This is a genomic window from Sphaerisporangium sp. NPDC051017, from assembly GCF_040683095.1.
Taxonomy (GTDB): Bacteria; Actinomycetota; Actinomycetes; order Streptosporangiales; family Streptosporangiaceae; genus Sphaerisporangium.
The window spans coordinates 26,162-50,701 of record NZ_JBFBCI010000060.1; the positions used below are offsets into that span (position 1 = coordinate 26,162).

The 24,540-nt window shown below is 73.4% G+C and carries 8 protein-coding genes; all 8 read right to left on the reverse strand.

The window, feature by feature from the left end; all coding sequences use genetic code 11:
- Positions 1 to 4 precede the first annotated feature (4 nt).
- The 8 genes from AB0M95_RS33255 to AB0M95_RS33290 all read right to left on the reverse strand — a co-directional run bounded on the left by AB0M95_RS33255 (position 5) and on the right by AB0M95_RS33290 (position 24,540).
- The gene (locus AB0M95_RS33255; RefSeq protein WP_363773265.1) at positions 5 to 1,255 is read right to left on the reverse strand and encodes a cytochrome P450; all 1,251 of its coding nucleotides are present in this window, start codon (positions 1,253 to 1,255) and stop codon (positions 5 to 7) included.
- Between the two features lie 44 nt (positions 1,256 to 1,299).
- Positions 1,300 to 2,550 (reverse strand): cytochrome P450, encoded by a 1,251-nt coding sequence (locus tag AB0M95_RS33260; protein WP_363773268.1) that lies wholly within the window; start codon positions 2,548 to 2,550, stop codon positions 1,300 to 1,302.
- A 28-nt stretch (positions 2,551 to 2,578) separates the two neighbouring features.
- The gene (locus tag AB0M95_RS33265) at positions 2,579 to 4,417 is read right to left on the reverse strand and encodes a non-ribosomal peptide synthetase (protein ID WP_363773271.1); all 1,839 of its coding nucleotides are present in this window, start codon (positions 4,415 to 4,417) and stop codon (positions 2,579 to 2,581) included.
- A gap of 46 nt (positions 4,418 to 4,463) precedes the next feature.
- Complete coding sequence (locus tag AB0M95_RS33270; protein ID WP_363773274.1) at positions 4,464 to 5,249, reverse strand: alpha/beta fold hydrolase; 786 nt, start codon at positions 5,247 to 5,249, stop codon at positions 4,464 to 4,466.
- Positions 5,240 to 6,430 (reverse strand): cytochrome P450, encoded by a 1,191-nt coding sequence (locus tag AB0M95_RS33275; RefSeq protein WP_363773276.1) that lies wholly within the window; start codon positions 6,428 to 6,430, stop codon positions 5,240 to 5,242. Before AB0M95_RS33275 ends, AB0M95_RS33270 begins: the two co-directional genes overlap by 10 nt.
- 66 nt (positions 6,431 to 6,496) lie before the next feature.
- Positions 6,497 to 6,718 carry an MbtH family protein gene (locus AB0M95_RS33280; RefSeq protein ID WP_363773279.1) on the reverse strand — a complete coding sequence of 74 codons (222 nt, stop codon included), beginning with the start codon at positions 6,716 to 6,718 and terminating at the stop codon, positions 6,497 to 6,499.
- A 36-nt stretch (positions 6,719 to 6,754) separates the two neighbouring features.
- Positions 6,755 to 16,324: an amino acid adenylation domain-containing protein gene (locus tag AB0M95_RS33285; protein WP_363773282.1), complete on the reverse strand. Its 9,570-nt coding sequence runs from the start codon at positions 16,322 to 16,324 to the stop codon at positions 6,755 to 6,757.
- The gene (locus AB0M95_RS33290; RefSeq protein ID WP_363773285.1) at positions 16,321 to 24,540 is read right to left on the reverse strand and encodes an amino acid adenylation domain-containing protein; all 8,220 of its coding nucleotides are present in this window, start codon (positions 24,538 to 24,540) and stop codon (positions 16,321 to 16,323) included. The genes AB0M95_RS33285 and AB0M95_RS33290 overlap by 4 nt, the downstream gene beginning before the upstream one ends.

Here is a 24,540-nt window from a genome sequence, read left to right on the forward strand (position 1 = left end):
CCGGTCATGAGCGGGCGCCGGCCCCGGGGGCGAGGCGGGGTCGTACGGGCAGCCGGGTCAGGCCGTTGATGAAGTTCGACGCCAGGTGCTCCACCTCACCGGCCGGCTCGAACGCCTCGAAGTCGGCGGCCAGCTCCTCGACCATGACGTTCAGCACCGCCCGAGCGGCGGGCCCGCCGATGCAGTAGTGCGGGCCGATGGAGAAGGCCATGTGCGGGTTGGGCTTGCGGTCGGGCTTGAACTCGTACGGGTCGTCGAAGTACTGCTCGTCCCGGTTGGCCGAGGCCAGCCACGCGCAGACGATCTCGCCCTCGCCGATCTTCACGCCCTCGATCTCGACGTCCCGGGTGGTCTTGCGCATCAGGTGGTTGGTGGGGGTGGCCCAGCGCAGGGCCTCCTCCACGCACGAGGACGCCAGCCTGGGATCGGCTCGCACCAGGCGCCAGGCTTCCGGCCGCTCCGCCATGGCCGCCACAAGGTGGGAGGCCACGTAGGGCGTCGTGGTGTTGGCGCCCATCACCATCGAGTAGCAGTTGAGCAGCACCTCGTGGTCGTCCAGGCCGCGCCCGCCGAAGTCCAGGCCGACCAGCACGCTGATCAGGTCGTCCTTGGGGTTGCGGCGGCGGTCGGCGATCACCTCGGAGAACATCGCGAAGAGCTGGTAGTGGGCCTTGCGCAGGGTGCGCTCGGTCGTGCCGGCGCTGTAGACGGGGTCCTCGGGGGCGACGCCGGACATGGTCCACGCCGGGATGTCCGGCCACACCGACTCCGGGATGCCGAGGATCTCGCCGACCGCCAGCATCGGCAGGTGCAGCATGATGCCGGCGATGTCGACCACCCCGCCGTCGTAGCAGGGCTCCAGCATCCGGCGCAGCCGCGCGCGGATGTCCTCCTCCCTGCGCCGCACCACCAGCGTCGACATGGTGCGGATGGACGGCCCGCGCAGCCAGCCGTGGGACGGCGGGTCCATCAGCGGCATCGTGTAGCCGCCCGCGCTGTCCCCGCCCTCGGCCACGTCGAGCACATTGCCGTGGGTGGAGGAGTACGACCCGGTGTCCTTGATCATGGCGCGCACCGCGTCGTACCGGGTGACGTTCCAGAACGCGGGCCGGCCGGGGCGCTCCTGGCGCCAGACCGGCGCCTGGGCCCGCAGGGTGGCCCAGTCCAGGTGCTGGGGGTGTGTGCGGTAGCGGTGCGGGTCGAACAGGTCGATCGAGTCCAGGGACACGCGCTCATGGCCCTTGGGGCCCGTCATCAACATGGTCGTCCTCTCTCGAGATCGCTTACGGCGTGCGTCCGTCAGGCCGTCACGGCGCCGGGCGTGAAGCGCATGGGCATGCTGGTGATGCCGTTGATCCAGTTGGAGTAGAGGTGCCGGATCTCCCCGGTGACCTCGAACCGGACCCGGCGCAGCGCCAGCGCCTCAAAGATGACCGACAGGGCGAAGCGGGACGCCGGCGCGCCGATGCAGTAATGCGCGCCCGCGCCGAAGCCGAGGTGCGGGTTCGGCGAGCGTCCGAGATCGAAGTCATAGGGGCCGTCGAACACCTGCTCGTCCCGGTTGGCCGAGGCCACCCAGGCGCACACCCAGTCGCCCTTGGCCATCTGGGCGCCGCTCAGCTCGACGTCGGTGGTGACGCGCCGGATCAGGTGGTGGGTCGGGGAGGTCCAGCGGGCGCCCTCCTCGACCAGGGCCGGGATCACGGAGGGGTTCTCCACGACGGTCCGCCAGATGTCGGGACGCTGTGCGAGGGCGAGCAGGGTGTGGCAGGCGACGTGCGGCGTGGTGGAGTTCGCGCCGAGCGCCACGCTGTAGCAGTTGAGCATCACCCGGCGGTCCTCGAGGGGCCGCCCGTCGATCTCCAGGCCGAGCAACGCGGAGACGACGTCGTCGCCGGGGTCGCGCCGCCGGGTCTCGATCGCGTCGGTGAAGCAGGCGAACAGCTGGTGGTGGACGCGCCGGAGGGTGTCGCCGACGTTCCTGCCGACGGCGTACTCGGGGTCCTCCGGGGCGATGCTGGCGGTGGTGTTGAAGGCGATGGTCTCCCAGTACTTCTCCGGGATGCCGAGGATGTCGCCGGCGGCCACCATGGGCAGCAGCCGCATCAGCCGCGCCACGTCGTGCTCGCCGCCGTGCAACAGCGGGTCGATCAGCGCCAGCACCTTCTCGCGGACGGCGTCGGCGCGGCGCCGCACCACCGACTGGCGCATGGTGCGCATGAGGGGACGCCGGAGCGCGCCGTGGTCGGGCGGGTCCATGAGCGTGATCGTCTGCCCGCCCGCCGAGTCGCCGACGCCGACCGAGGCCAGGATGGTGCCCTCCTCGGAGCTGTACGTCGCCGTGTCCTTGACGATCTTGTCGCAGTCCGCGTAGCCGGCGAACGACCAGTACTTGGTGCCGTCGGGCATCTCGTCCACCCCGACCGGCCGCTGCCGGCGCAGCGCCAGCCACACGTCGTGCCGGCACTCCTCCACGTAGGACGCGGGATCGTGGAGTCTCAGCCCTTCCAGCGAGTCGAGGGGTTTGGGCTCCCCGAAGTCGATACGCATCGTGCACCTCCTCCTGCGGTAGAAGCCGTCATCCCGCGGCCGCGGGGGTGCCCGCCGGCCACGCCGACCGGTCCTCCCGGCCGTCCTCTCCCCGGGCCGCGGCCTCGACGGCGGCGGCCAGTTCGGCGATGGTCTGGTAGTCGAACAGGTCGTCGGCCAGGACCTTGATGTTCTGGTCCTCCAGCCGCTTGAGCAGGGTGACGCTGCGCAGCGAGTCCCCGCCGAGCTGGAAGAAGTTGTCGTCCACACCCACCGTGTCCAGGCCGAGCACCTCGGTCCACACCGTCGACATGGTCCGCTCCAGCGGCGTGCGCGGCTCGGCGTACTCCTCCTCCAGGCCGAGCGCGGCCCGCCGGGTCCAGGGGTACGGCAGCGCGCGCCGGTCGGTCTTGCCGTTCCGGTCGCGCGGCATGTCCGTCAAGATGATCATGCCGAGCGGCTGCATGTACGCGGGGAGACGCTCGGCGAGGTAGCGGTTCAGGTCACCGGTGGTGACCTTGGCGCCCTCCACGGGCACGACGAACGCCGCCAGGCGCTTGAGGTCGGGGCCGTCGTCGAACACCTCGGCCGCGCCCGCGGCCACCTGCGGGTGGGAGTTGAGCACCGCCTCCACCTCGCCCAGCTCCACGCGGTAGCCGCGGATCTTGACCTGCCGGTCGACGCGCCCATGGAACTCGAATTCCCCGCCGGGCAGTTCGGCGGCCAGGTCTCCGGTCCGGTACATGCGCGAGCCGTCCGCGGCGAAGGGGTCGGCGAGGAAGCGCTCGGCGGTGATCCCCGGGCGGTCCAGGTAGCCGCGCGCGACGCCGTGCCCGGACACGTACAGCTCGCCCACGGCGCCCGGCTCGGCCGGCCGCAGCCCGGCGTCCAGCACCCGCAGCGTCATGCCCTGAAGCGGCGAGCCGATCGGCACGCGCTCCGGCTCCGCGTCCGGGTCCACCAGGTGCAGGGACGCGAACACCGTGGTCTCGGTGGGGCCGTAGGCCGCGTAGGCGCGGCGGCGGGTGACGCCCGCGCCGGCCCGCACGGTCCGCGGCGACAGCACGTCACCGCCGGTGATCACCGTGCCGACGTGCGAGAGGGCCTGCAGGTCCTGCTGTACCAGCACCTGGAACAGGCCAGAGGTCAGGAACATCCAGTCCGGCTCGATCTTGCGAAGCTGCTCGCCGAGGCCGCCCGCCGACTGCTGCGGGTTGGAGAGCAGCGCCACCTGGCCGCCGCGGCACAGCGCCGACCACAGCTCGAACACCGACGCGTCGAAGGAGAACGGCGCGAGCTGCGCCACGACCTCGCCGGGCTGAACGTCCAGCCGTGGGTCGGCCACCAGCCGCACGACGTCGGCGTGCTCCACCATGACGCCCTTGGGCACCCCGGTCGAGCCGGAGGTGTAGACGATGTAGGCGAGGTTCCCCGCCCGGGCCCCGTCGCCGAGGCCGGCGAGGTCGCCGGGCTCGGCGGTCACCGCGTCCTCGTACGTCAGGACCTTCAGGTCCCCGCCGTCCAGCTCGGCGGCCGGCGCGTCATCGGTGATCACGGTGGCGGCGGCGGAGTCGCTCAGCAGGAAGGCGCGGCGCCCGGCCGGGTACGACGCGTCGACCGGCACGTACGCGCCGCCGGCCTTCAGCACGCCGAGCAGCGCCTCCACCAGTCGCGGGGAGCGCGCCATGACGACCCCGACCCGGTCGTCGGGCCCGACGCCGCTCGCGCGCAGGCTCGCCGCGATCCGGTCGGACCGGTCGTCCAGCTCCGCATAGGAAACGGTCTCCTCTCCGGACGACACCGCCGTCGCGGTGGGCGTGGAACGAGCCCACCGCCGCACCAGGTCGTGCACGCGCGTGCCGGTCAAGTCCAGCTCTCGTTCGTCCATTCCACACCCATCCACTCGGTCTCGTAGGTTCGTGCGAACGCGCCGGTCAGCTGAACCTCTCGATGCCGCGCAGGACCGGCGCCAACGTCTCGTCAAGCAGGCTCTGCAGGAAGAAGTGGTTGCCGGGCAGCACCACGAACTCGAACGGCCCGCTGGTCTCCTTGCCCCAGGGCTGCACCTTCTCCGGCGGGGCGATCACGTCGTCCTCGCCGGCCAGGGCGAGGATCGGCACGTCCAGCGGCCTCGGGTAGGTCAGCACGCTGGTCTCCGACAGCTGGAGGTCGCACCTGATCACCGGGAGCATCAGCTCCAGCAGCGCCGGGTTCTCCACCACCTGGGGCGGCACGCCACCGAGGTGGATCAGGTGCTCGATCAGCTCCTTCTCCGGCAGGTGGTGGGCGTGCTTCCAATCGGTGACGCTCGGCGCGGGCGTGCCCGACACCACCAGCAGCTCCGGCAGCGGCAGGCCCCTGGCCACCAGTTCGTGGGTCAGCGCGAACGACACCCGGGCGCCCATGCTGTGGCCGAACAGCAGGAACGGCGGGCACAGCACGGTCGCCAGCTCGTCCGCGAGCGCCTGGACCAGCGGGCGCATGGCGCTGTAGGGACGCTCTCTGAAACGGTTCTCCCGGCCGGGGAGCTGGATCAGCCGCAGGTCCACCCATTCGGGGATCTTGCCGATCCACTGCTGGAAGGAGGACGTGCCGCCCCCGGCGTAGTGGAAGCACAGGAGCTGTACCCGCGGCTCGGCGTCGCGCGGCGGGCGGCGTATCCACTTGTTCGGCGACGGCCTGCCCGCGGCGCGCGGGTCGTTGGCGGCGTTCATACCCATCGCACTCTCAGCGGGACCTTCCTGATCAGCGAGTACGAGCCGAAGAACTCGACACTCGGGAGCACCTCGATGGACGGCATCCGCGCCAGCATCCGGCCGATCGCGACGCGCGCCTCGAGCCGCCCGAGCGGCGCCCCGAGGCAGAAGTGCACGCCGTGCCCGAAGCCGAGGTGGCGATTGTGCGTGCGCGTGACGTCGAACCGCCCAGGGTCCGCGAACGCCGACGCGTCGCGGTTGGCGCTGCCGGTCCACAGCAGGACGCGGGCCCCGGCGGGGATCACACGGCCGGACAACTCGACCTCGCGGGTGGTGGTGCGCACCAGCCGGTCTGCCGAGTTGCGGAACCGCAGGACCTCCTCGATGGCGCCGGGCAGCGCCTCGGGGTCGGCCCGCACGCGGGCGGCCTCGCCGGGATGCTCGTCCAGGCACAGCACCGTGTTGGCCACCAGCATGGTCGCCATCAGATGCCCGGCGATCAGCAGCAGGCTGACGATGCCGACCAGCTCGTCATCGGCCAGCCGGTCGTCGTCCACCTCCGCGAGGACGAGCCGGCTCACCAGGTCGGCGCCGGGCGCGCGGCGGCGCCGGGCGATCACGTCGAGCAGGTACTCGTTCATCTCCCGCAGCGAGGCGGCGGGGTCCTGCGGCGCGGACCCGGCCGTCACGTCCACCCCGGTGAGCACCTTGGCCCAGGTGAACAGCAGCGGCCGGTCGGCCCGGGGCAGGCCGAGAAGGTCGGCGAGCACGTACACCGGCATGGGATGCGCCAGCGCCGTGATCAGCTCGAACTCGTCGGCGCCCTTCACCTCGTCCAGCAGGTCGTCCACGATCGTGGTCACCTGCGGCTCGAGCCGTTCCATGGCCCGCCGGCCGAACGCCGTGCTCACCAGGCCGCGGAGCCTGCGGTGATCGGGCGGGTCCATCACCATGAAGTTGCCCTTGGCGAACGGCTGGAACTCCGGCAGGGCGGCCATCGCGGCCCGCTGGTCGGAAGAGAACGTGGCGGGGTCCGACAGCGCGGCTTCGATGTCCGCGTGGCGGAAGACGTGCCACATGCCGAACTGGTCGTCGCGCCAGACCGGCTCTTGTTCCCGCATCAGCGCGAACCACGGGGCGGGGTCCGAGGTGTCCACCAGCGAGCGGTTCACCGCGCCGCCGGTCGTCTCACCAGGTTGTGTCATTCAACACCTCCCAAGGTGCTGTCGGGGGACGGCCGCGGGGGCGGCGCGTGGACGCCGCCCCGGCGTTCAGGACCTGCCCTCCGCCTCCATCGCCACGACGAGGCTCTTCGGCCGGAGGTCGGTCCAGTGCTCCTCGACGTAGGCGAGGGCGGCGTCACGCGGCCCCGGGCCGAACACGCTGCTCCACCCCGCGGGGACGTCCGCGAAGACGGGCCACAGCGAGTGCTGGCCCTCGTCGTTGACCAGGACGAGGAAGGTGCCGTCGGCGTCTTCGAAGGGGTTGGTCATCCTTGTTTTCCTTTCAGTGGGTACCGGCGGAGAACGTCAGGTTCGGGGGCCCGCGAGCCTGTCGCGCAGGACGCGGCCGATCTCGCCGAGGTGCTCGGGCCAGGTCATCCGGTGGTGAGCGCACTCGACGTCGTGCACGTCGATCGCGCCGTCGACGAACGGCCCCCACGAACCGGGCAGGGGCGTGCCGTCGACGCGGTCCTGGGTCGCCATGAAGAACAGCAGGTCACCGTGGTACCTGCCGGGGACGTACCGGTCGGTGATAGCGCTGATGTTGGCGTACACCTCGACCATCGCGACCACGTCGTCCTCGGTGAGGCCGGCCAGGGCGCTTCCCTCGGAGCGGAACAGCGCGGCGACGCGGGAGAAGTCCAGCGGGCCGTCCATCAGGTGCCGCTGGCCGAAGCCCATGGCCTCGACGAGCGCCATGAGCATGCCTTCCTTGCTGAACGCGCGGCGAAGCAGGTCACCCGCCTCGCTCTTGAGCCCCTCCTCCAGGCCGGGCAGCGCGGTCGGCGGGTAGGCGTCCATGATCGACAGCAGGCCGACGTCCTGGCCTTGGGCCTGGAGTTGGACGGCCATCTCGAAGGCGACCGGCCCGCCGGACGACCAGCCGAGCAGGTGGTACGGGCCCTCGGGCCGCACCCGGCGCACCTGGTCCAGGTAGTCCGCCGCCATCTCCTCGATGCTGCCCGGGAGTGGCTCGGGACGGGCCAGGCCGCGCGCCTGCAGGCCGTAGATCGGGCGCTCGGCGCCGAGGTGGCGGATCAGCCCCGAGTACGACCAGCTGATGCCCCACCCGGCGTGGACGCAGAACAGCGGGGGCCTGTCGCCACGCGGACGCAGCGGCAGGAGCACGTCCAGCGAGGACTCCACCTTGCCCGAGCCGAGCCGCTCGGCCAAGCCCGCCACCGTCGGCGCCTCGAACAGTGTGCGGATGGCCAGGTCGCCGCCGAGGGTCGCCCGGATGCGGCCGACCAGCCGGGCGGCCAGCAGCGAATGCCCGCCCAGGCTGAAGAAGTCGTCGTCCACGCCGACCCGCTCGACGCCGAGCACCTCGGCGAACAGGTCGCACAGAACCTCCTCGTCGAGCGTCCTCGGCCCGCGCCCCGCCACCGAGGTGATCTCGGGAGCGGGAAGCGCCCTGCGGTCGAGCTTGCCGCGCGGCGTGAGCGGCAGTTCCTGGAGGGGGACCACCGCCGAGGGCACCATGTACTCGGGCAGCCGCTCCTCCAGGTACGCGCGCAGCCTGCCGAGCAGCACGCTGTTCTCCCGGGTGCCCGCCGGGCTGTTGGTGTGCCGCAGCGGCCCGCCGTGGTCGCCGCCCCGGTACAGGCCGGTCAGCGGCCGGGCCCGGCCGGGCTCGCGCGGCAGGAACACCGCCTCCATGCCGTCCACCGACTCGGCGCTCCAGGAGATCGCGACGCGGTGACCGATCCGCTCCCCCAGCGCGTGCAGGTCCTCGGGGTCGACGCCCTCGGGCCGCTCCAGCGCGGCCCGCACCTCCGCCAAGGGCAGTCCCTCGTCCAGTGCCCTCGCCGCCGTGGCCTCCGGCGCCACCCGCGCGTTCAACAGGCCCGTCACGCGCAGCGGTTCGGCGCGCCCGGCGAGCAGGGCGGCGAGCTCGGGCAGGTCGGCGACGTCGCGTCCGTACGTCACGCGCTCGGCGCCGGCCAGGTCGAGGGGCTCGTGAGGCTCCTTGTGCAGGACCACCTCGTAGCGGTGCCGGGTCAGTTCGTTCTGGTACGCGCCCCGCTTGAGCCGCATGTCCACTCCGGCCAGGCCGGGCAGCTCGCCGCGCAGCGCGGTGAAGAAGTCGGGGTCCACCAGGAGCTCCTTCTCCAGCAGGAGCGCGTGCTCGACCGCCCGGCGCACCACCGCCGGGTCGCCGTCGCCGCGCGCCCGGCCGATCCGCACGGCCGACATCAGCTCCCGCTGCGAGCGGCGGTTGCGCACGTCGCCGATGAACACCGCGCCGCCGGGCCGCAGCAGCCCGAACGCCTGGCGCAGCACCGTGAGCAGGTACTCACCGCTCGGGAAGTACTGCACGACGGAGTTGAGCACCACGACGTCGAAATACTCGGCGGGCAGCCCGGTCAGGTCGTCCGCGGACTGGGCCCGCAGCCGCACCCGCCCGGCCAGCTCGGGCCGGGCCGCGACCTCGCCACCGAGCCGCGCGATCACCTCGGCGGAGAAGTCGGTGCCCCAGTAGGTCTCGGCGTGCGGGGCGAGCCGCGACAGCAGCAGGCCGGAGCCGACGCCCAGCTCGATGACCCTGGCGGGGGCCAGCTCGCGGACGTGGTCCACGGCGGCGGCGCGCCAGTCGCGCATCTGGTCCGGCGGCAGCGGGGCACCCTCGTCGTAGTTGCTGTTCCAGCCCGAGAAGTCCTCGCCGAAGCCCGCCTCGGTCTCGGCGGCGTATCCCGCGTCGAAGATCTCCCGCCACTCGCCGACCTGTTCGTCCGCCAGCCCCGCCAGCGCCGCGCCGCCCTCGACCTCGGGCACGACGTACGCGACCAGCCGCTGGTCGCCCGGCCGGTCCTCGCGGACCAGCACCGCCGCGGCGGCCACGCCCTCGTGCCGGGTGAGCACCGACTCGATCTCGCCCGGCTCGATGCGGAAGCCCCGCAGCTTGACCTGGTCGTCGGCCCGGCCGAGGTATTCGAGGTCTCCGCCGGCGTTCCAGCGGACCAGGTCGCCGGTGCGGTACATGCGCGAGCCGTCCCCGGCGAAGGGGTCGGCGACGAATCGCGCGGCGGTCAGCCCTGGCCGGCGGACGTACCCGCGGGCGACGCCGCACCCGGCGACGTACAGCTCGCCGGCGACGCCCCGCGGCACCGGGTTGAGCCCGCCATCGAGTACCCGCACGTCCACGTTGCGCACGGCCCCGCCGATGGGCACGGCGATGGGCGCGGCGGTGCCGTCGATGGGGCCGCTGGTGGTGGCCACGATGGTCGTCTCGGTGGGGCCGTAGGCGTTGAACACCCTGCGTCCGGCGGCCAGGCGGGCCACCAGCTCGGGGGCGCACGCCTCACCCGCCGTGACCACGCACGCCAGGTCGGGTAGCTCCCGCGCGGGCAGGGTGTTCAGCACGGCCGGGGGCGCGATCATGTGGGTGACCCGGGCTTCGGTGAGCACCGCCGCCAGTTCGTCGCCGAGGACCTGCCCCCGGGACTCGGGCAGCACCAGCGTCCCCCCGCCGAGCAGGCTCAGCAACAGGTCGCCCACCGCCATGTCGAACGAGGTGGAGACGACCTGGAGCACCGAGCCGCCCGGACCGGCGCCGAACCGCGCGGTCTGGTCCAGTCCCACGTTGACCAGCGACCGGTGGGACAGGGCCACGCCCTTCGGGCGGCCGGTGGAGCCGGAGGTGTAGATGATGTACGCCGTGTTGCCCGGCAGCACGCCCCTGCCCTCGGGGTTCGTGTCCGGGTACCGGCTCAGCGTGCGGTGGCCGAACGGGTCGTCCAGGTAGAAGTACGGCAGCGCCGGCGCGGCCGGCACCTCGGCGCCGAGCTCGACGTGCCGCAGCACGAACACCGGCGCGACGTCGTCGAACATGCCCGCGACCCGGCCGACCGGCGTCCCGGAGTCCAGCGGCAGGCACACCCCGCCCGCCTTGAGCACCGCCAGGGCGCTCACCACGTAGTCCGCCGACCGGGGCACCGCGAGCGCCACGACCCGCTCGGGGCCGGCCCCGGATGCGATCAGGTGGTGGGCCAGGCGGTTCGCTCGGGCGTTCAGCTCGGCGTACGTCAGTTCGGTGGCTCCGTCCCGCAAGGCGACCGCGTCGGGCGTGCGGGCCGCCCAGTCCTCGAACAGCTCGGCGACGGTCGCGTCCGGGAGGCCGGTGCGCGGCCCGGCGCCGAGGGCGAGCAACTCCCGCCGCTCGTCCGGCTCGAGCAGGCCGACCTGTTCGATCGTGGTGTCCGGGGCGGCGACGACGCCGGCCAGGAACCGGCGGTAGCGCTCGACGATCCCCTCGATCGTGCCCCGATCGAAGATGTCGGTGTTGTACTCGGCGAACCCGTAGAACCCGGCGGGCTCGCCGTCCTGGTCACGCCGCTCGCTCAGGCTGATGAAGATGTCGTCGCGGGCGGTGCCGATGGCCGCCTGCACGTACTCCAGATCCAGCCCGGCCAGGTGGAACCGCACCTCGGGGGTGTTCTGCAACACCAGCGACACCTGGTACAGCGGGCTGCGCGACATCGAGCGGTCCGGGTTGAGCACCTCGACCAGCAGCTCGAACGGCACGTCCTGGTGGGCGTACGCGGCGAGCGCGGTTTCCTTGACCCGGTCCAGCAGCGCGCGGAAGGCCGGGTTGCCCGAGGTGTCGGCGCGCAGCACCAGCGTGTTGACGAAGAAGCCGACCAGCTCGTCCAGCGCCGCGTCCGTGCGCCCGGCGATGCCGCTGCCGATGGGGATGTCGGTGCCCGCGCCGAGCCGGGTGAGCAGCCCGGCCAGCCCCGCCTGGAGCACCATGAACAGGCTGGCGCCGGCCTCGTGGGCCAGCCGGGCCAGACCCCGGTGCAGCTCGGCGTCGAGCTCGAAGGCCAGCACCTCGCCCCGGTGGGTGACCTCCGCGGGGCGGGGACGGTCGGCGGGCAGCCGGATCTCCGGTGGCAGGTCGGCCAGATGGCGCTTCCAGTAGTCGAGCTGACGGCCGAGCACGCTGCCGGCGTCGTCGCCGTCGCCGAGTAGCTCGTGCTGCCACAACGTGTAGTCGGCGTACTGCACCGGCAGGTCCGGCAGCCGCGCCTCCTCACCCTGGCGGCGGGCCTCGTAACAGGCCATCAGGTCGCGGGCCAGCGGCGCGAACGACCAGCCGTCCCCGGTGATGTGGTGGAACAGCAGCAGCAGCGCGTGGTCGTCGTCGCCGAGCGCGAACAGCCGGGCCTTGACGGGGATCTCCCGGCGCAGGTCGAACCCGTACCGGGCGGCCTCGTCCACCACCTCCCGCAGCGCCGACGGCCCGGCCACCGCGGTCGTCTCCAGCTCGGGCACCGCGTCGGCGGGGTCCAGGACGTGCTGGTACGGCTCACCGTCCACGTCGGGGAACACCGTGCGCAGCGACTCGTGCCGGGCGACCACGTCGGCCAGCGCGCCGCGCAGGGCGCCGACGTCCAGGTGACCACGCATGCGGATCACCCACGGCATGTTGTAGGTGGCGCTCGGCCCCTCCAGCCGATGCAGGAACCACAGCCGGCGCTGCGCGAACGACAGCGGCACCCGCTCGGGTCTCGGACGGGCCACCAGTGGCGGCCGCTCGGAGACGTCGAGCCGCTGGGCCAGCTGCGCGACGGTCGGCGCCTCGAACAGCGCCCGGATCGCGACCTCCACCCCGAGCAGGCGCCTGGCCCGGGACGCCAGGCGGGTCGCCAGCAGGGAGTGGCCGCCGAGGTCGAAGAAGTCATCGTCGACGCCGACGTTCGCCACGCCCAGGACCTCGGCGAACAGGTCGCACAGAATCTGCTCGCGCGGGGACCGCGGGCCCCGTCCACCGCCGCCGTCCCAGCGCGGCGCGGGCAGCGCGGCCCGGTCGACCTTGCCGTTGGCGGTGAGCGGCAGCCCGTCCAGCACGACGACGGCGGCCGGGATCATGTACTCGGGCAGCCGGCTCTCGGCGTACGCGCGCAGCTCGCGGGCCAGCGAACCCCGGTCGCGGACGGCCAGAGGGTCGTTGACGCAGGCGCGCGGGTCGCGGCCGGCGCCGCTTGCCGTGCCGACCGTCGGCAGGTCCCCTGCCGCGCCGGACGCCTTGACGAACACCGCGTCGAACAGCTCCGGGGCCGTCTCCGACCAGGTGGTGGCGACGCGGTAGCCGAGCCGCTCGCCCAGCCCGTGGCAGTCCTCCGGGTCCACCCCGTCCGGGGCGCGCAGGCGAGCCAGGACCTCGGCCAGGGGCAGACCCGCGTCCAGGGCGGCCACCGCGGCGGCCTCGTGCGTCACGCGGGCGTTCGGGAGGCCGGTCACCCGCACGACGTCCTCGGCCTGATCGCGCAGGCGGGCCTCCAAGTCGGCCAGGCCGGCGACGTCGGCGCCGAAGACCAGCCGGGGCGCCGTGGAGACGTCCAGCAGCTCGCGGCCGGTCTTGTACAGCACGACCTCGTACCGGTGCCGGGTCAGCTCGTTGTGGTAGGCGCCGCGCTTGAGCCGCACGTCCACCCCGGCCAGGTCCGGGATCACCTGCCGCAGAGCGGGGAAGAACGCCGGGTCGGCGACGAGCTCCTTCTCCAGCGCGACCGCCTGGTCCACCGCCGTGCGGACCCGGGCGGCGTCGGCGGTCTCGTCCGCGCGGGTCAGCTCGACCGCTGCGCGGAAGGCACGCGACAGCCTTCGGTCGCGCACGTCGCCGACGAACACCGCACCGCCGTGGGCCAGGGCGCGCATCGCACCGGCGAGCACGCCGATCAGGTAATCGGCGCCCGGGAAGTACTGCACGACGCTGTTCAGCACCACCGCGTCGAAGTGGCCCTCGGGGATGCCGGTGAAGTCGTCGGCGGCGCCCGCCCGCAGCACGACCTTGCCCGCCAGTTCGGGCCGCGCGCCGACCTCGGCGGCGAGCGCCCGGACGACCTCCTCCGACAGGTCCGTCGCCCAGTACTCCTCGGCGGGCGGGGCCAGCCGGGACAACAGCAGCCCGGTGCCGGCGCCGATCTCCAGGACGCGGCGGGGACGCAGCTCGGCGACCCGCTCGACCACGGCGTCCCGCCACAGGGCCATCTCCTGCAGCGGGATCGGGGAGCCGTCGTAGCTGCTGTTCCACCCGGCGAAGTTCTCGCCGAACGCCACGGGCGCCGCGGTGGTGTAGGCGGTGTCGAAGATCTGCCGCCATTCCTCGACCTGCTCACCCGCCGCGCCGTCCTGCGGGATCTCGGCCGGGACGACGTAGGCGACCAGGCGCTTGTCGCCGGGGGCGTCCTCACGGGCGAGGACGAGCGCCTGTTCCACGTCGCGGTGGGAGGACAGCACGGCCTCGACCTCGCCGGGCTCGACCCGGAAGCCGCGGATCTTCACCTGGGCGTCGGCCCTGCCGGCGAACTCCAGCACGCCGCCGGCGACCCAGCGGACCAGGTCGCCGGTCCGGTACATGCGCGCCCCGGGCGGGCCGCCCGGCTCGGCGACGAACCTCTCGGCGGTCGGCGCGCCCCGGCCCACGTACCCGCGGGCCACCCCGGCTCCGGCGACGTACAGCTCCCCGGTCACGCCCACGGGAACGGGCTGGAGGAACCGGTCCAGCACGTGTACCCGCATCCCGTCCAACGGGCGGCCGACCGGGAACGACGTCGCGTCGGCGGCAAGCTCGTCCACCGGGTTGACCAGCGAGAACGTCGTCGCCTCCGTCGGGCCGTACCCGTTGACGACCCGCAGGCCCGGGCAGGCGGCCAGCACCCGGCGGGTGGCGCGCGGCGACACCACGTCCCCGCCGGTCCACACCTCGCGGACGCGGGCGAAGCAGCCGGGGAACTCGTCGGCGAGCACGGAGAACAGCCCGGCGGTGACCCACAGGCCGGTCACCCCGCGCCCGGCGATCTGCTTCGCCAGCACGGACACGTCGAGCTCGCCGGGCGGCGCGACCACCACCTCACCGCCGGACAGCAGGGGCGCCCACAACTCGAACGTCGAGGCGTCGAACGCCGTCGGCGAGTGCAGCAGCACCCGCCCGCCGGTGCCCACACGGCGGGTCGAGCCGAGCGCGAGAGCCGCCACGTCGTAGTGGGTGACCGCGACGCCCTTCGGTGTGCCGGTAGAGCCCGAGGTGTACATGACGTACGCGAGGTTCGCCCCGGTCGCCGGGACACCGGCCGCGCCGGTGGCACCGGCGGGGCCGCCGTCCACGTGGATCACCCGCAGTCCCGCGGGGACCCGGGACTCCAGGGCGGGGTGGGCGACGGCGACCCGGGCCTCGGTCTCGGCCGCGATGGCCCGCACCCGGGACGCCGGGAATCTTGGATCGACCGGGACGTACGCGCCCCCGGCCTTGATCACGCCGAGGATCGCCACGACCAGTTCGGCCGACCGCTCCATCGGCAGCAACACCGCCGCCTCCGGGCCCACCCCTGCCGCGCGCAGCCGGCCGGCGAGCGCGTCCGCCCGCGCGTCCAGCTCGGCGTAGGTCAGCGACTCCGCCTCCGAAGACACCGCCTCCGAGGACACCGCCACCGCGTCCGGGGTCCTGGCGACCTGCGCGGCGAACAGTTCCCCCAGCCCGGGCGCGCCGGCGAAGTCCAGCGGCGCGCCGTGCCCCGCCTCGGCGAGCGCGGCGCGCTCGGCGCCGTCCAGCAGGTCGATGCGGCCCAGCGGGACGCCCGGGTCGGTGGCCACCGCACGCAGCACACGTTCCATCCGGGTCACCAGCCCGGCGACGGTGTCCCGGTCGAACAGGTCGGTGTCGTATTCGACGAACCCGAGCAGCCCGCCATCGGCGGTGTCGAGGGGGTTCTCGGTGACGTTCCAGTACAGGTCCATCCGGGCGGTCCCGGTGGTGACCCACTCGGGGGTGATCTCGAGGCCACCGGTGGCGACGACCCCGGCGGGCGCGTTCTGCAAGGCAAGGATGACCTGGAACAGCGGCTGGTAGGCCGCCGACCTGGCGGGGTTCAGCACCTCCACCAGGTGCTCGAACGGCACGTCCTGGTTGGCGTACGCGGCGAGAGCCGTCTCGCGCACCTGCTTCAGCAGATCGCGGAAGCTCGGATCACCGGAGGTGTCCACCCGCATGACCATCGAGTTGACGAAGAACCCGACCAGCTCGTTCAGCGCCCGGTCGGTGCGGCCCGCGATCGGGGCGCCGATCGGGATGTCGGTGCCCGCGCCGAGCCGGGTCAGCAGGGTGGCCAGCGCGGCCTGCAGCACCATGTAGAGGCTGGTGCCGGTCTCGCGGGTGACCCTGAGCAGGCCCTGGTGCAGGCCGGCGTCCCAGGCGAAGGTGACGACGTCGCCGCGGGTCGAGGCGACCGGGGGGCGGGGGCGGTCGGCGGGGAGCTGGATCTGCTCGGGCAGCCCGGCCAGCCGGTCGCGCCAGTACGCGGTCTGCCGGGCGATCACACTGTTCGGGTCGTCCGGGTCGCCCAGCAGTTCACGCTGCCACAGGGTGTAGTCCACGTACTGGACCGGCAGCTCCGGCAGGTCCGCGGCCTTCCCCGCGCACCTGGCCTCGTAGGACGCCATGAGGTCGCGCGAGAGCGGCGCCGCCGACCAGCCGTCGCAGACGATGTGGTGCATGAGCAGCATCAGCACGTGCTCGCGCGGACCGAGCGCGAACAGGTGCGCCCGGACCAGCGGCTCGCCGCCGAGGTCGAAGCCGTGGCGGGCCGTACCCTCCAGCAGCGCGGGCAGTTCCTCCTCGGTCGCCTCGACGACCTCCAGCATCGGCTTGGCCTCGTCCGGCTCCAGGATGTGCTGGTACGGCTCGCCGTCCCGCTCGGGAAAGACCGTGCGCAGCGCCTCGTGCCGCTCCACCACGTCCGCCAGCGCCGACCGCAGCGCCTCGACATCCAAAGGCCCGCGGAAGCGCAGCGCCCACGGCACGTTGTAGGTCGCGCTCGGACCTTCGAGCCGGTGCAGGAACCACAGCCGTCGCTGGGCGAAGGACAGGGGGATCATGCCGCTCCTTGGGGTCGGGGCCTGCGGACCAGCGCCGGTCTGATCTCGGCCGGGGCGTCCAGCCGCCCGGCCAGTTCGGCGACGGTGGGCGCCTCGAACAGGTGCCTGATGGGGATCTCGGCGCCGAGTTCCTCGCGGATCTCGCTGACCAGGCGGGTGGCGAGCAGTGAGTGGCCGCCGAGGTCGAAGAAGTCGTCGTCGACGCCGACCCGCTCGACCCCGAGGACCTGGGCGAACAGACGGCACAGCACCTCCTCGCGGGCGTCGCGCGGGCCGCGCCCGCGGCCGCCCTCCCATGCGGGGGCGGGCAGCGCGGCGCGGTCCAGCTTGCCGTTCGGCGTCAGCGGCAGCCGATCCACGACCACGACGGCCGCGGGCACCATGTACTCGGGCAGCCGCTCGCGGACGAACCCGCGCAACGACCGCCCGTCGTCGTGGATCTCCTGCTCGGCGACCACGTAGGCGACGAGCCGGGTGTCCCCGCCGGGAGAACGCCACGGCGTCACCACCGCCTGGCCGACCGCCGGGTGGGCGGCCAGGGTGGCGGCGATCTCGCCGGGCTCCACGCGGAACCCGCGCACCTTGACCTGGTCGTCCCCACGGCCGAGGTATTCGAGCCGCCCGGCCTTGTCCCACCGCACCACGTCCCCGGTGCGGTACATGCGCGAGCCGGCCGGGCCGAAGGGATCGGGGACGAACCGCTCGGCGGTCAGCCCGGCCCTGCGGACGTACCCGCGCGCCACGCCCGCGCCGGCCACGTACAGCTCGCCGGGGGCGCCGTCCGGCACCGGTGCCAGCCCGGCGTCGAGCACGTACACCCGGGTGTTGGCGATGGCCCGGCCGATCGGCGCCGCACCCCCCGGGACGAGAGGCTCGCTGGTGGTGGCGCACACCGTGGTCTCGGTGGGCCCGTACGCGTTGAACATCACCGACCGGGCGGTGAACCGCTCGATGATCTCGGGCGGGCACGCCTCCCCGGCGGCGACGACGTTGCGCAGCGCCGGGTGGTCGCGGGTGGGCAGTGACGCGAGCACGGCGGGCGGGACGACCATGTGGGTCACGCCGTTCTCGTCGATCAGGTCGGCGAGGTCCGCGCCCGCCGCGCGCTCCTCCGGGGGAAGCACGAGCCTGGCACCGCTGAGCAGCGCCATCACCAGGTCGCCGACCGCCATGTCGAAGCCGGTGGCGGCGAACTGCAGCACGCGGGCGTCCGCGCCGACGCCGAACCGGCCGATCTGGTCGAGCGCGACGTTCACCAGCCCGGCGTGCGTGACGGCCACGCCCTTCGGCCGGCCGGACGACCCCGAGGTGAAGATCACGTAGGCGGGCAGGCCGGGGTGGACGGGCCCGCCGCGCTCCCGGTCGGCGAGGTCGTGGTCCCGGGTCGCGGCCAGGGCGTCCACGGTGCCGGGCCGGTCCACGACGAGCCTCGGCGGGCCGTCCCGCCGCAACGCCGCGTCGCCCTTCTCGTCGGTGAGGACGAGCACCGGCTGGGCGTCGTCCAGCATCTGCTCCAGGCGGGCGGCGGGGGTGGCGGGGTCCACGGTCAGGCAGGCGCCGCCCGCCTTCAGGACGCCGAGCACGCCCGCGACCAGGTCGGCCGAGCGCGGCAGCAGCAGCGCGACCACCCGCTCGGGGCCGGCGCCGTGGCCGGCGAGCACGCGGGCGAGCCGGTTGGCGCGGGCGTTGAGCTCGGCGTAGGTCACGGATCCCTCGTGGGAGGTGATCGCCGTCGCGCCGGGCGTCCGCGCGGCCTGCGCCTCGAACAGCTCGACCAGGCCGCGGTCCGGACGCGGGACCGCGGTGGCGTTGCGCGCGTGCAGCAGTTCGTCGCGCTCGGCCTCGGTGAGCAGGTCGAGTGCGCCGATCCGCCGCGCCGGGTCGGCGGCGGCCGCCCGCAGCAGCCGCGCCCACCGCTCCACCAGCGTGGCGATGGTCGCGGGGTCGAACAGGTCGGTGCTGTACTCGACGGCGATGTCCAGACCGTCCGGCCCGCCCCGCGCGTCGCGCAGTTCGATCAGGCTGAGGAAGGCGTCCATCTTGGCGGTCCCGGTGCGAGGGACGCCCGCGGAGGTCACGGTCAGGCCGGGCACGCCGAGGTCGCCCTCGGGGGTGTTCTGCAAGGCCATCGACACCTGGAACAGCGGGTGCCCGGCCATCGACCTGAGCGGGTTGAGCACCTCGACGAGCTGCTCGAACGGCACGTCCTGGTGGGCGTAGGCGGCGAGCGCCGTCTCCTTGACCCGGCCGACCAGCTCGGCGAACGACGGCTCGCCCGAGGTGTCGGTGCGGATGACGAGGTTGTTCACGAAGAAGCCGACCAGGTCGTCCAGCGCGTCGTCGACGCGGCCCGCGATCGGGGCGCCGATCGGGATGTCGGTGCCCGCGCCGAGCCGGCTCAGCAGCGCGGCGAGCCCGGCCTGGAGCACCATGAACAGGCTGGCGCCGGACTCGCGGGCCAGCCGCAGCAGGCCGTCGTGCAGCTCGGCGTCCCATCGGAAGGTCGCCAGGTCGCCGCGGTGGGTCGCCACCGGCGGACGGGGCCGGTCGGTGGGGAGCCGCAGCCGCTCGGGCAGCCCGGAGAGGTGCTCGCGCCAGTAGGCGAGCTGGCGGGCGAACCGGCTGCCTGGCTCGTGCTCGTCGCCGAGCAGCTCGCGCTGCCACAGCGCGTAGTCGGCGTACTGGACCGGCAGATCCGCCCAGCCGGGCGCCGTCCCGGACCGGCGGGCCTCGTACGCGGTGACCAGGTCGCGGGACAACGGGGCGAAGGACCAGGCGTCGGTGACGATGTGGTGGAACACGACGGTGAGGACATGATCGTCCGGTGCCAGCCGCCAGAGCCTGCCCCGCAGCGGGATCTCCTCGGCCAGGTCGAACGCGTGCCGCGCGGCCTCGTCCAGCGCGGCGGGCACCCCGGCCTCGGACAGCTCTCGCACCCCGGGCTCCAGCACGGGGCCGTACGCGCCGATGGGCAGCACCTTCTGGTACGGGACGCCCTCGTGCTCGGCGAACACGGTCCGCAGGGACTCGTGCCGGGCCACCACGTCCTCCAGCGCCGCCCGCAACGCCTCGACGTCCAGATCACCACGCAACCGCAACGCCCACGGCATGTTGTACGTCGCACCCGGCCCCTCCAGCCGGTGCAGGAACCACAACCGCCACTGCGCGAACGACAACGGCACCCGCTCCGGCCGCTCCCGGCGCACCAGCGCGAGCCGCGCCTCACCCGCCTGCGGGCCGGAGCCGATCCGCGCGGCCAGTTCCGCCACCGTCGGCGCCTCGAACAGGTGCCTGATGGGGATCTCGGCGTTCAGCTTGTCGCGGATCTCACCCGCGAGCCGGGTCGCCAGCAGCGAGTGGCCGCCCAGGTCGAAGAAGTTGTCATCGATGCTCACCCGCTCGACCCCGAGGACCTGGGCGAACAGCTCGCACAGCGCCTCCTCGCGCGGGTTACGGGGTGCCCGCCCACCGCCGCTCTCCCAGCTCGGCGCGGGCAGCGCGGCCCGGTCCAGCTTGCCGTTCAACGTCAACGGCAACCGATCCACCACCACCACGGCGGCGGGCACCATGAACTCCGGCAACCGATCGCGGACATACGCCCGCACCTCCTGCCCGTCCACCTCACCCACGGGCACCACGTACGCGACCAGCCGCGTGTCCGCACCAGGCCCCTGCCAGGGCGCCACAACGCTCTGCGCCACACCCGGATGCGCCGACACCACCGCGGCGACCTCACCCGGCTCCACCCGGAACCCGCGTACCTTCACCTGGTCATCGGCACGCCCGAGATATTCGAGGGTTCCCCGCGTGTTCCACCGGACCACGTCCCCGGTCCGATACATCCGCGACCCCGGCGGACCGAACGGGTCGGCCACGAACCGCTCAGCCGTCAGCCCAGGCCGGCGCACATACCCGCGCGCCAACCCGGCCCCGGCCACGTACAGCTCGCCGGGCGCGCCGTCCGGCACCAGCCCGAGACCGGCGTCCAGCACGTACACCCGGGTGTTGCCGATCGGCCCGCCGATGGAGATCTCACCCGGCCAGTCCCGCGGATCACCGTCCACCGAGAGGGCGGTGACCATGTGGGTCTCCGCCGGTCCGTAGATGTTGTGCGCGCGGCGACCGCCGGGCCCGCGGCCGTAGAACGCGCGGAAGTGCTCGCTGATCGTGAACGCCTGGCCGCCCTGGAACACGTCGGTGAGCGAGGCCAGGTCGCTGCCCATCTCGCGGGCCGTCTCGAACAGCGCCTCGATGGTGAGGGTCGGGCCGAAGATCTCGTTCACGCCGTGCCGGTCCATCCAGCGGACCAGCGCCCCGGCGTCCTTGCGCAGTTCGTCGGACGGGACGACCAGGCACTTGCCCGTGACCAGAGCCGAGAAGATCTCCTGGACGGAGAAGTCGAAGGTGACGGCGGTGAACTGCGCGGTACGGGTCCCCACGCCGCCGGGGAGACTCGCGCGGTGCCAGGTCAGCAGGTTCACCAGCCCGGCGGCCGGCATGAGCACGCCCTTGGGGCGGCCGGTGGAGCCGGAGGTGTACACCAGGTACGCCGGGTGCTCCGGCCGCAGCGCGCACGTCCGCTCGGCGTCGGCGACCGTCTCCGGCGAGGCTTTCCCGATCTCCGCGACCGTTCGCGGGTCGTCCAGGACGAGCAGCCGCCCCGCCCAGCGTGCCGGGAACCGGTCCGCCACCTCGCTCGTCGTCACCACGGCCACCGGATCGGCGTCCTCCAGCGTGTAGTCGACGCGCTCGGCAGGGTGGCCGGGGTCCATGGGCAGGTACGCGGCCCCGGCGGTCACCGCGGCCAGCATGGCCACCACCATCTCCGCCGACCGGGGCATCGCGATCGCCACCACCCGGTCCGGGCCGGCGCCGCGCCCGATCAGCACCCGCGCCAGCCGGTTGGCCCGCTCGTCCAGCTCGGCGAAGGTCAGCTCGACGCCGTCACCGATGACGGCGGTGGCGCCCGGGGTCCTGGCCACGGCCGCGGACACCATGTGCGGCACGGTCACCGGGGGAACCGCCATCGCGGTGGCGTTGCGCCGGACGAGCAGTTCCTCCCGCTCGGCGGCGTCCAGCACGTCCATCGTTCCGAGGCGCCGGTGCGGATCGGCGACGGCGGCGGCGAGCAGGCGCCGCAGCCGCTCCACCAGCGTGACGACCGAGGACCGGTCGAACAGCTCGGTACTGAACTCCACCAGCCCGTCGAGCCCGGCCGCGGCACCGCGGCGCTCGGTGAGGCTGAGGAACATGTCGAACCGCGAGGTGCCGGCGCGCGGGACGTCGGCGAGGGTCACCTCCAGGCCGGGCACGCCGAGGTCGCCCTCGGGGGTGTTCTGCAGCGCCATCGACACCTGGAACAGCGGGTGGTGGGCCATCGACCTGGCCGGGTTCAGGACCTCGACGAGCTGCTCGAACGGTACGTCCTGGTGGGCGTAGGCGGCGAGCGCCGTCTCCTTGACCCGGCCGACCAGCTCGGCGAACGTCGGCTCCCCCGAGGTGTCGGTGCGGATCACCAGCGTGTTGACGAAGAACCCCACCACGTCGTCCAGCGCCTCGTCGGTCCGCCCGGCGATCGGCACGCCCACCGGCACGTCCGTGTCCGCGCCGAGCCGGGACAGCAGCGCCGCGAAGCCGGCCTGCAGCACCATGAAGAGGCTCGCGCCGCACCGCCGGGCCAGCTCCAGCAGAGCCGCGTGCAGGCCGGCGTCCCACTCGAAGGTGAGCACGTCGCCCTCGTGCGACACGACCGGGGGCCGGGGACGATCCGCCGGGAGCGCGATCTGTTCCGGCAGCCCGGCGAGCTGCCCCTGCCAGTAGGCGAGCTGCCGGGCGAACCGGCTGTCCTCCTCGCCCTGGTCGCCGAGCACCTCCCGCTGCCACAGCGCGTAGTCGGCGTACTGGACCGGCAGCTCCGCCCAGCCGGGCGCCGTCCCGGACCGGCGCGACTCGTACGCCGTCATCAGGTCCCGGGACAGCGGCGCGAACGACCAGGCGTCGCTGACGATGTGGTGCAGCATGACCATCAACACGTGATCATCGGACGCCACCCGCCACATGCGCGCCCGTACCGGGATCTCCCGGGACAGGTCGAACGTCCCGCGCGCCGCCTCGTCCAGCACCGCCTGGATGTCCGCCTCCGCCATGTCCTCGATCGGCAGCTCGGGGCGCACGTCGCGCAGGATCCGCTGGTAGGGGGTGCCCTCATGCTCGGGGAAGAGTGTCCGCAGGGACTCGTGCCGCTCGACCACATCGGCGAGCGCGGCGCGCAGTGCGTCCACGTCGAGCGAGCCGCGCAGCCGCAGCGACCAGGGCACGTTGTAGGTGGCGTTCGGGCCCTCCAGGCGGTTCAGGAACCACAGCCGGCGCTGCGCGAACGACAACGGGATCCGCTCGGGCCGCTCCCGCCGTTCCAGCGCGAGCTGCGCCTCGCCGGCCCCGTCCTCGTCCAGACACTCGGCCAGGTCGGCGACGGTCGGCGCCTCGAACAGGGTGCGCACGCCCAGCTCGACGCCCAGGCGGACGCGGACGCGGCTGACCACCTGGGTGGCGAGCAGCGAGTGGAAGCCCAGTTCGAAGAAGTTGTCCTCCGGGTCGATCGCGTCCAGGCCGAGGACCTCGGTGAAGATCACGCACAGGGCTTCCTCGGTGGGCGTCAGGGCGCCGTCCTCCCGGCCCGCCGGGGCATCGCCGGGCTCGGCGGGGGCGGGCGCGGCCACGACCTCGGCGAGCCGCCGCGCCGCGCCGTCCCAGCGGACACGCAGGCCGGTGGGCCACATGCGCGCACCAGGGGTCCCGAAGGGGTCGGCGACCAGGCCGTCCCCTGGCCCCTCCGCGATGAGGTACAGCTCGCCGGGCGTCCCGGGCGGCACCGGCCGCAGCCAGTCGTCCAGGACGTACGCGCCGCGGTGCCCCCCGCCGAGGTCCCCCGGCAAGGCGGCCAGGTCGGCGGCGGACCGGCGGAGCGGCAGGACGGCCCGCCGTTCGTCGTCGTCCAGCAGTTCGACACGGTGGATCGCCAGATCCGGGTCGGCGGCCACGGCGGACAGCAGGCGGCGGTATCGGTCCACGAACCGCTGGACGGTGTCGCGGTCGTAGATGCCGGTGTCGTACTCGACGAACCCGAAGTACCCCTCGTCGTCGCCGGACATCCCCTGCACGTGGACGGCCAGGTCGAACCGGGACGTCCCGGTGAACCCCTCCTCCGGCACGGACGTCACGCCGTCCACCGTGAACGGGTCCAGCGGCTCGTTCTGGAAGCCCAGCGAGATCTGGAACAGCGGGCTGCGGGACATGGACCGGTCGGGGTTGAGCACCTCGACCAGGTACTCGAACGGCACGTCCTGGTGGGCGTAGGCGGCGAGCGCCGTCTCCTTGACCCGGCCGACCAGCTCGGCGAACGTCGGCTCCCCCGAGACGTCGGTGCGGATCACCAGCGTGTTGACGAAGAACCCGACCAAGGCGTCCAGCGCCTCGTCGGTGCGGCCGGCGATGGGTGTGCCGAGGGGGATGTCCGTACCGGCGCCGAGGCGGGACAGCAGCGCGGCCAGGCCCGCCTGTAACACCATGAAGACGCTGGCCCCGTGGGCCTGCGCCAGTGTGGTCAGCCCCCTTTTCAGCTCGGCGTCGAAGCCGAACACCAGCACCGCGCCCTCATGCGACACCCGGGCGGGACGGGGGCGGTCGGCGGCGAGGGTCACCTCGTCGGGCAGCCCGGCGAGCTGTTCGCGCCAGTAGGCGAGCTGGCGGGCGAACCGGCTGCCGGGCTCGTGCTCGTCGCCGAGCAGCTCGCGCTGCCACAGCGCGTAGTCGGCGTACTGGACGGGCAGCTCGGCGAACCCGGGCGCCTCGCCCCGCCTGCGCGCCTCGTACGCGGTCATCAGATCGCGGGACAGCGGAGCGAACGACCAGGCGTCGGTGACGATGTGGTGGAAGACGATCAGGAGCACGTGCTCGTCCGGGGCCGGCCGCCACAGCCATCCCCGCAGCGGGATCTCCTCGGCCAGGTCGAACGCGTAGCGCGCCGCGCCGTCCAGCGCGCCGCGCAGCTCCGGCTCGGTCAGCTCGCCGATTTCGAGCACGGGCCGGGCGTCGTCCAGGACGCGCTGGTAGGCGATGCCGTCGTGCTCGGCGAACACGGTCCGCAGGGACTCGTGCCGGGCCACCACGTCCTCCAGCGCCGCCCGCAACGCCTCGACGTCCAGATCACCACGCAA

Coding starts and splice junctions, on each gene's coding strand:
- AB0M95_RS33255 (WP_363773265.1), bottom strand. CDS start 1,255: ATGACGGGCCCCAAGGGCCATGAGCGCGTGTCCCTGGACTCGATCGAC.
- AB0M95_RS33260 (WP_363773268.1), bottom strand. CDS start 2,550: ATGCGTATCGACTTCGGGGAGCCCAAACCCCTCGACTCGCTGGAAGGG.
- AB0M95_RS33265 (WP_363773271.1), bottom strand. CDS start 4,417: ATGGACGAACGAGAGCTGGACTTGACCGGCACGCGCGTGCACGACCTG.
- AB0M95_RS33270 (WP_363773274.1), bottom strand. CDS start 5,249: ATGGGTATGAACGCCGCCAACGACCCGCGCGCCGCGGGCAGGCCGTCG.
- AB0M95_RS33275 (WP_363773276.1), bottom strand. CDS start 6,430: ATGACACAACCTGGTGAGACGACCGGCGGCGCGGTGAACCGCTCGCTG.
- AB0M95_RS33280 (WP_363773279.1), bottom strand. CDS start 6,718: ATGACCAACCCCTTCGAAGACGCCGACGGCACCTTCCTCGTCCTGGTC.
- AB0M95_RS33285 (WP_363773282.1), bottom strand. CDS start 16,324: ATGATCCCCCTGTCCTTCGCCCAGCGACGGCTGTGGTTCCTGCACCGG.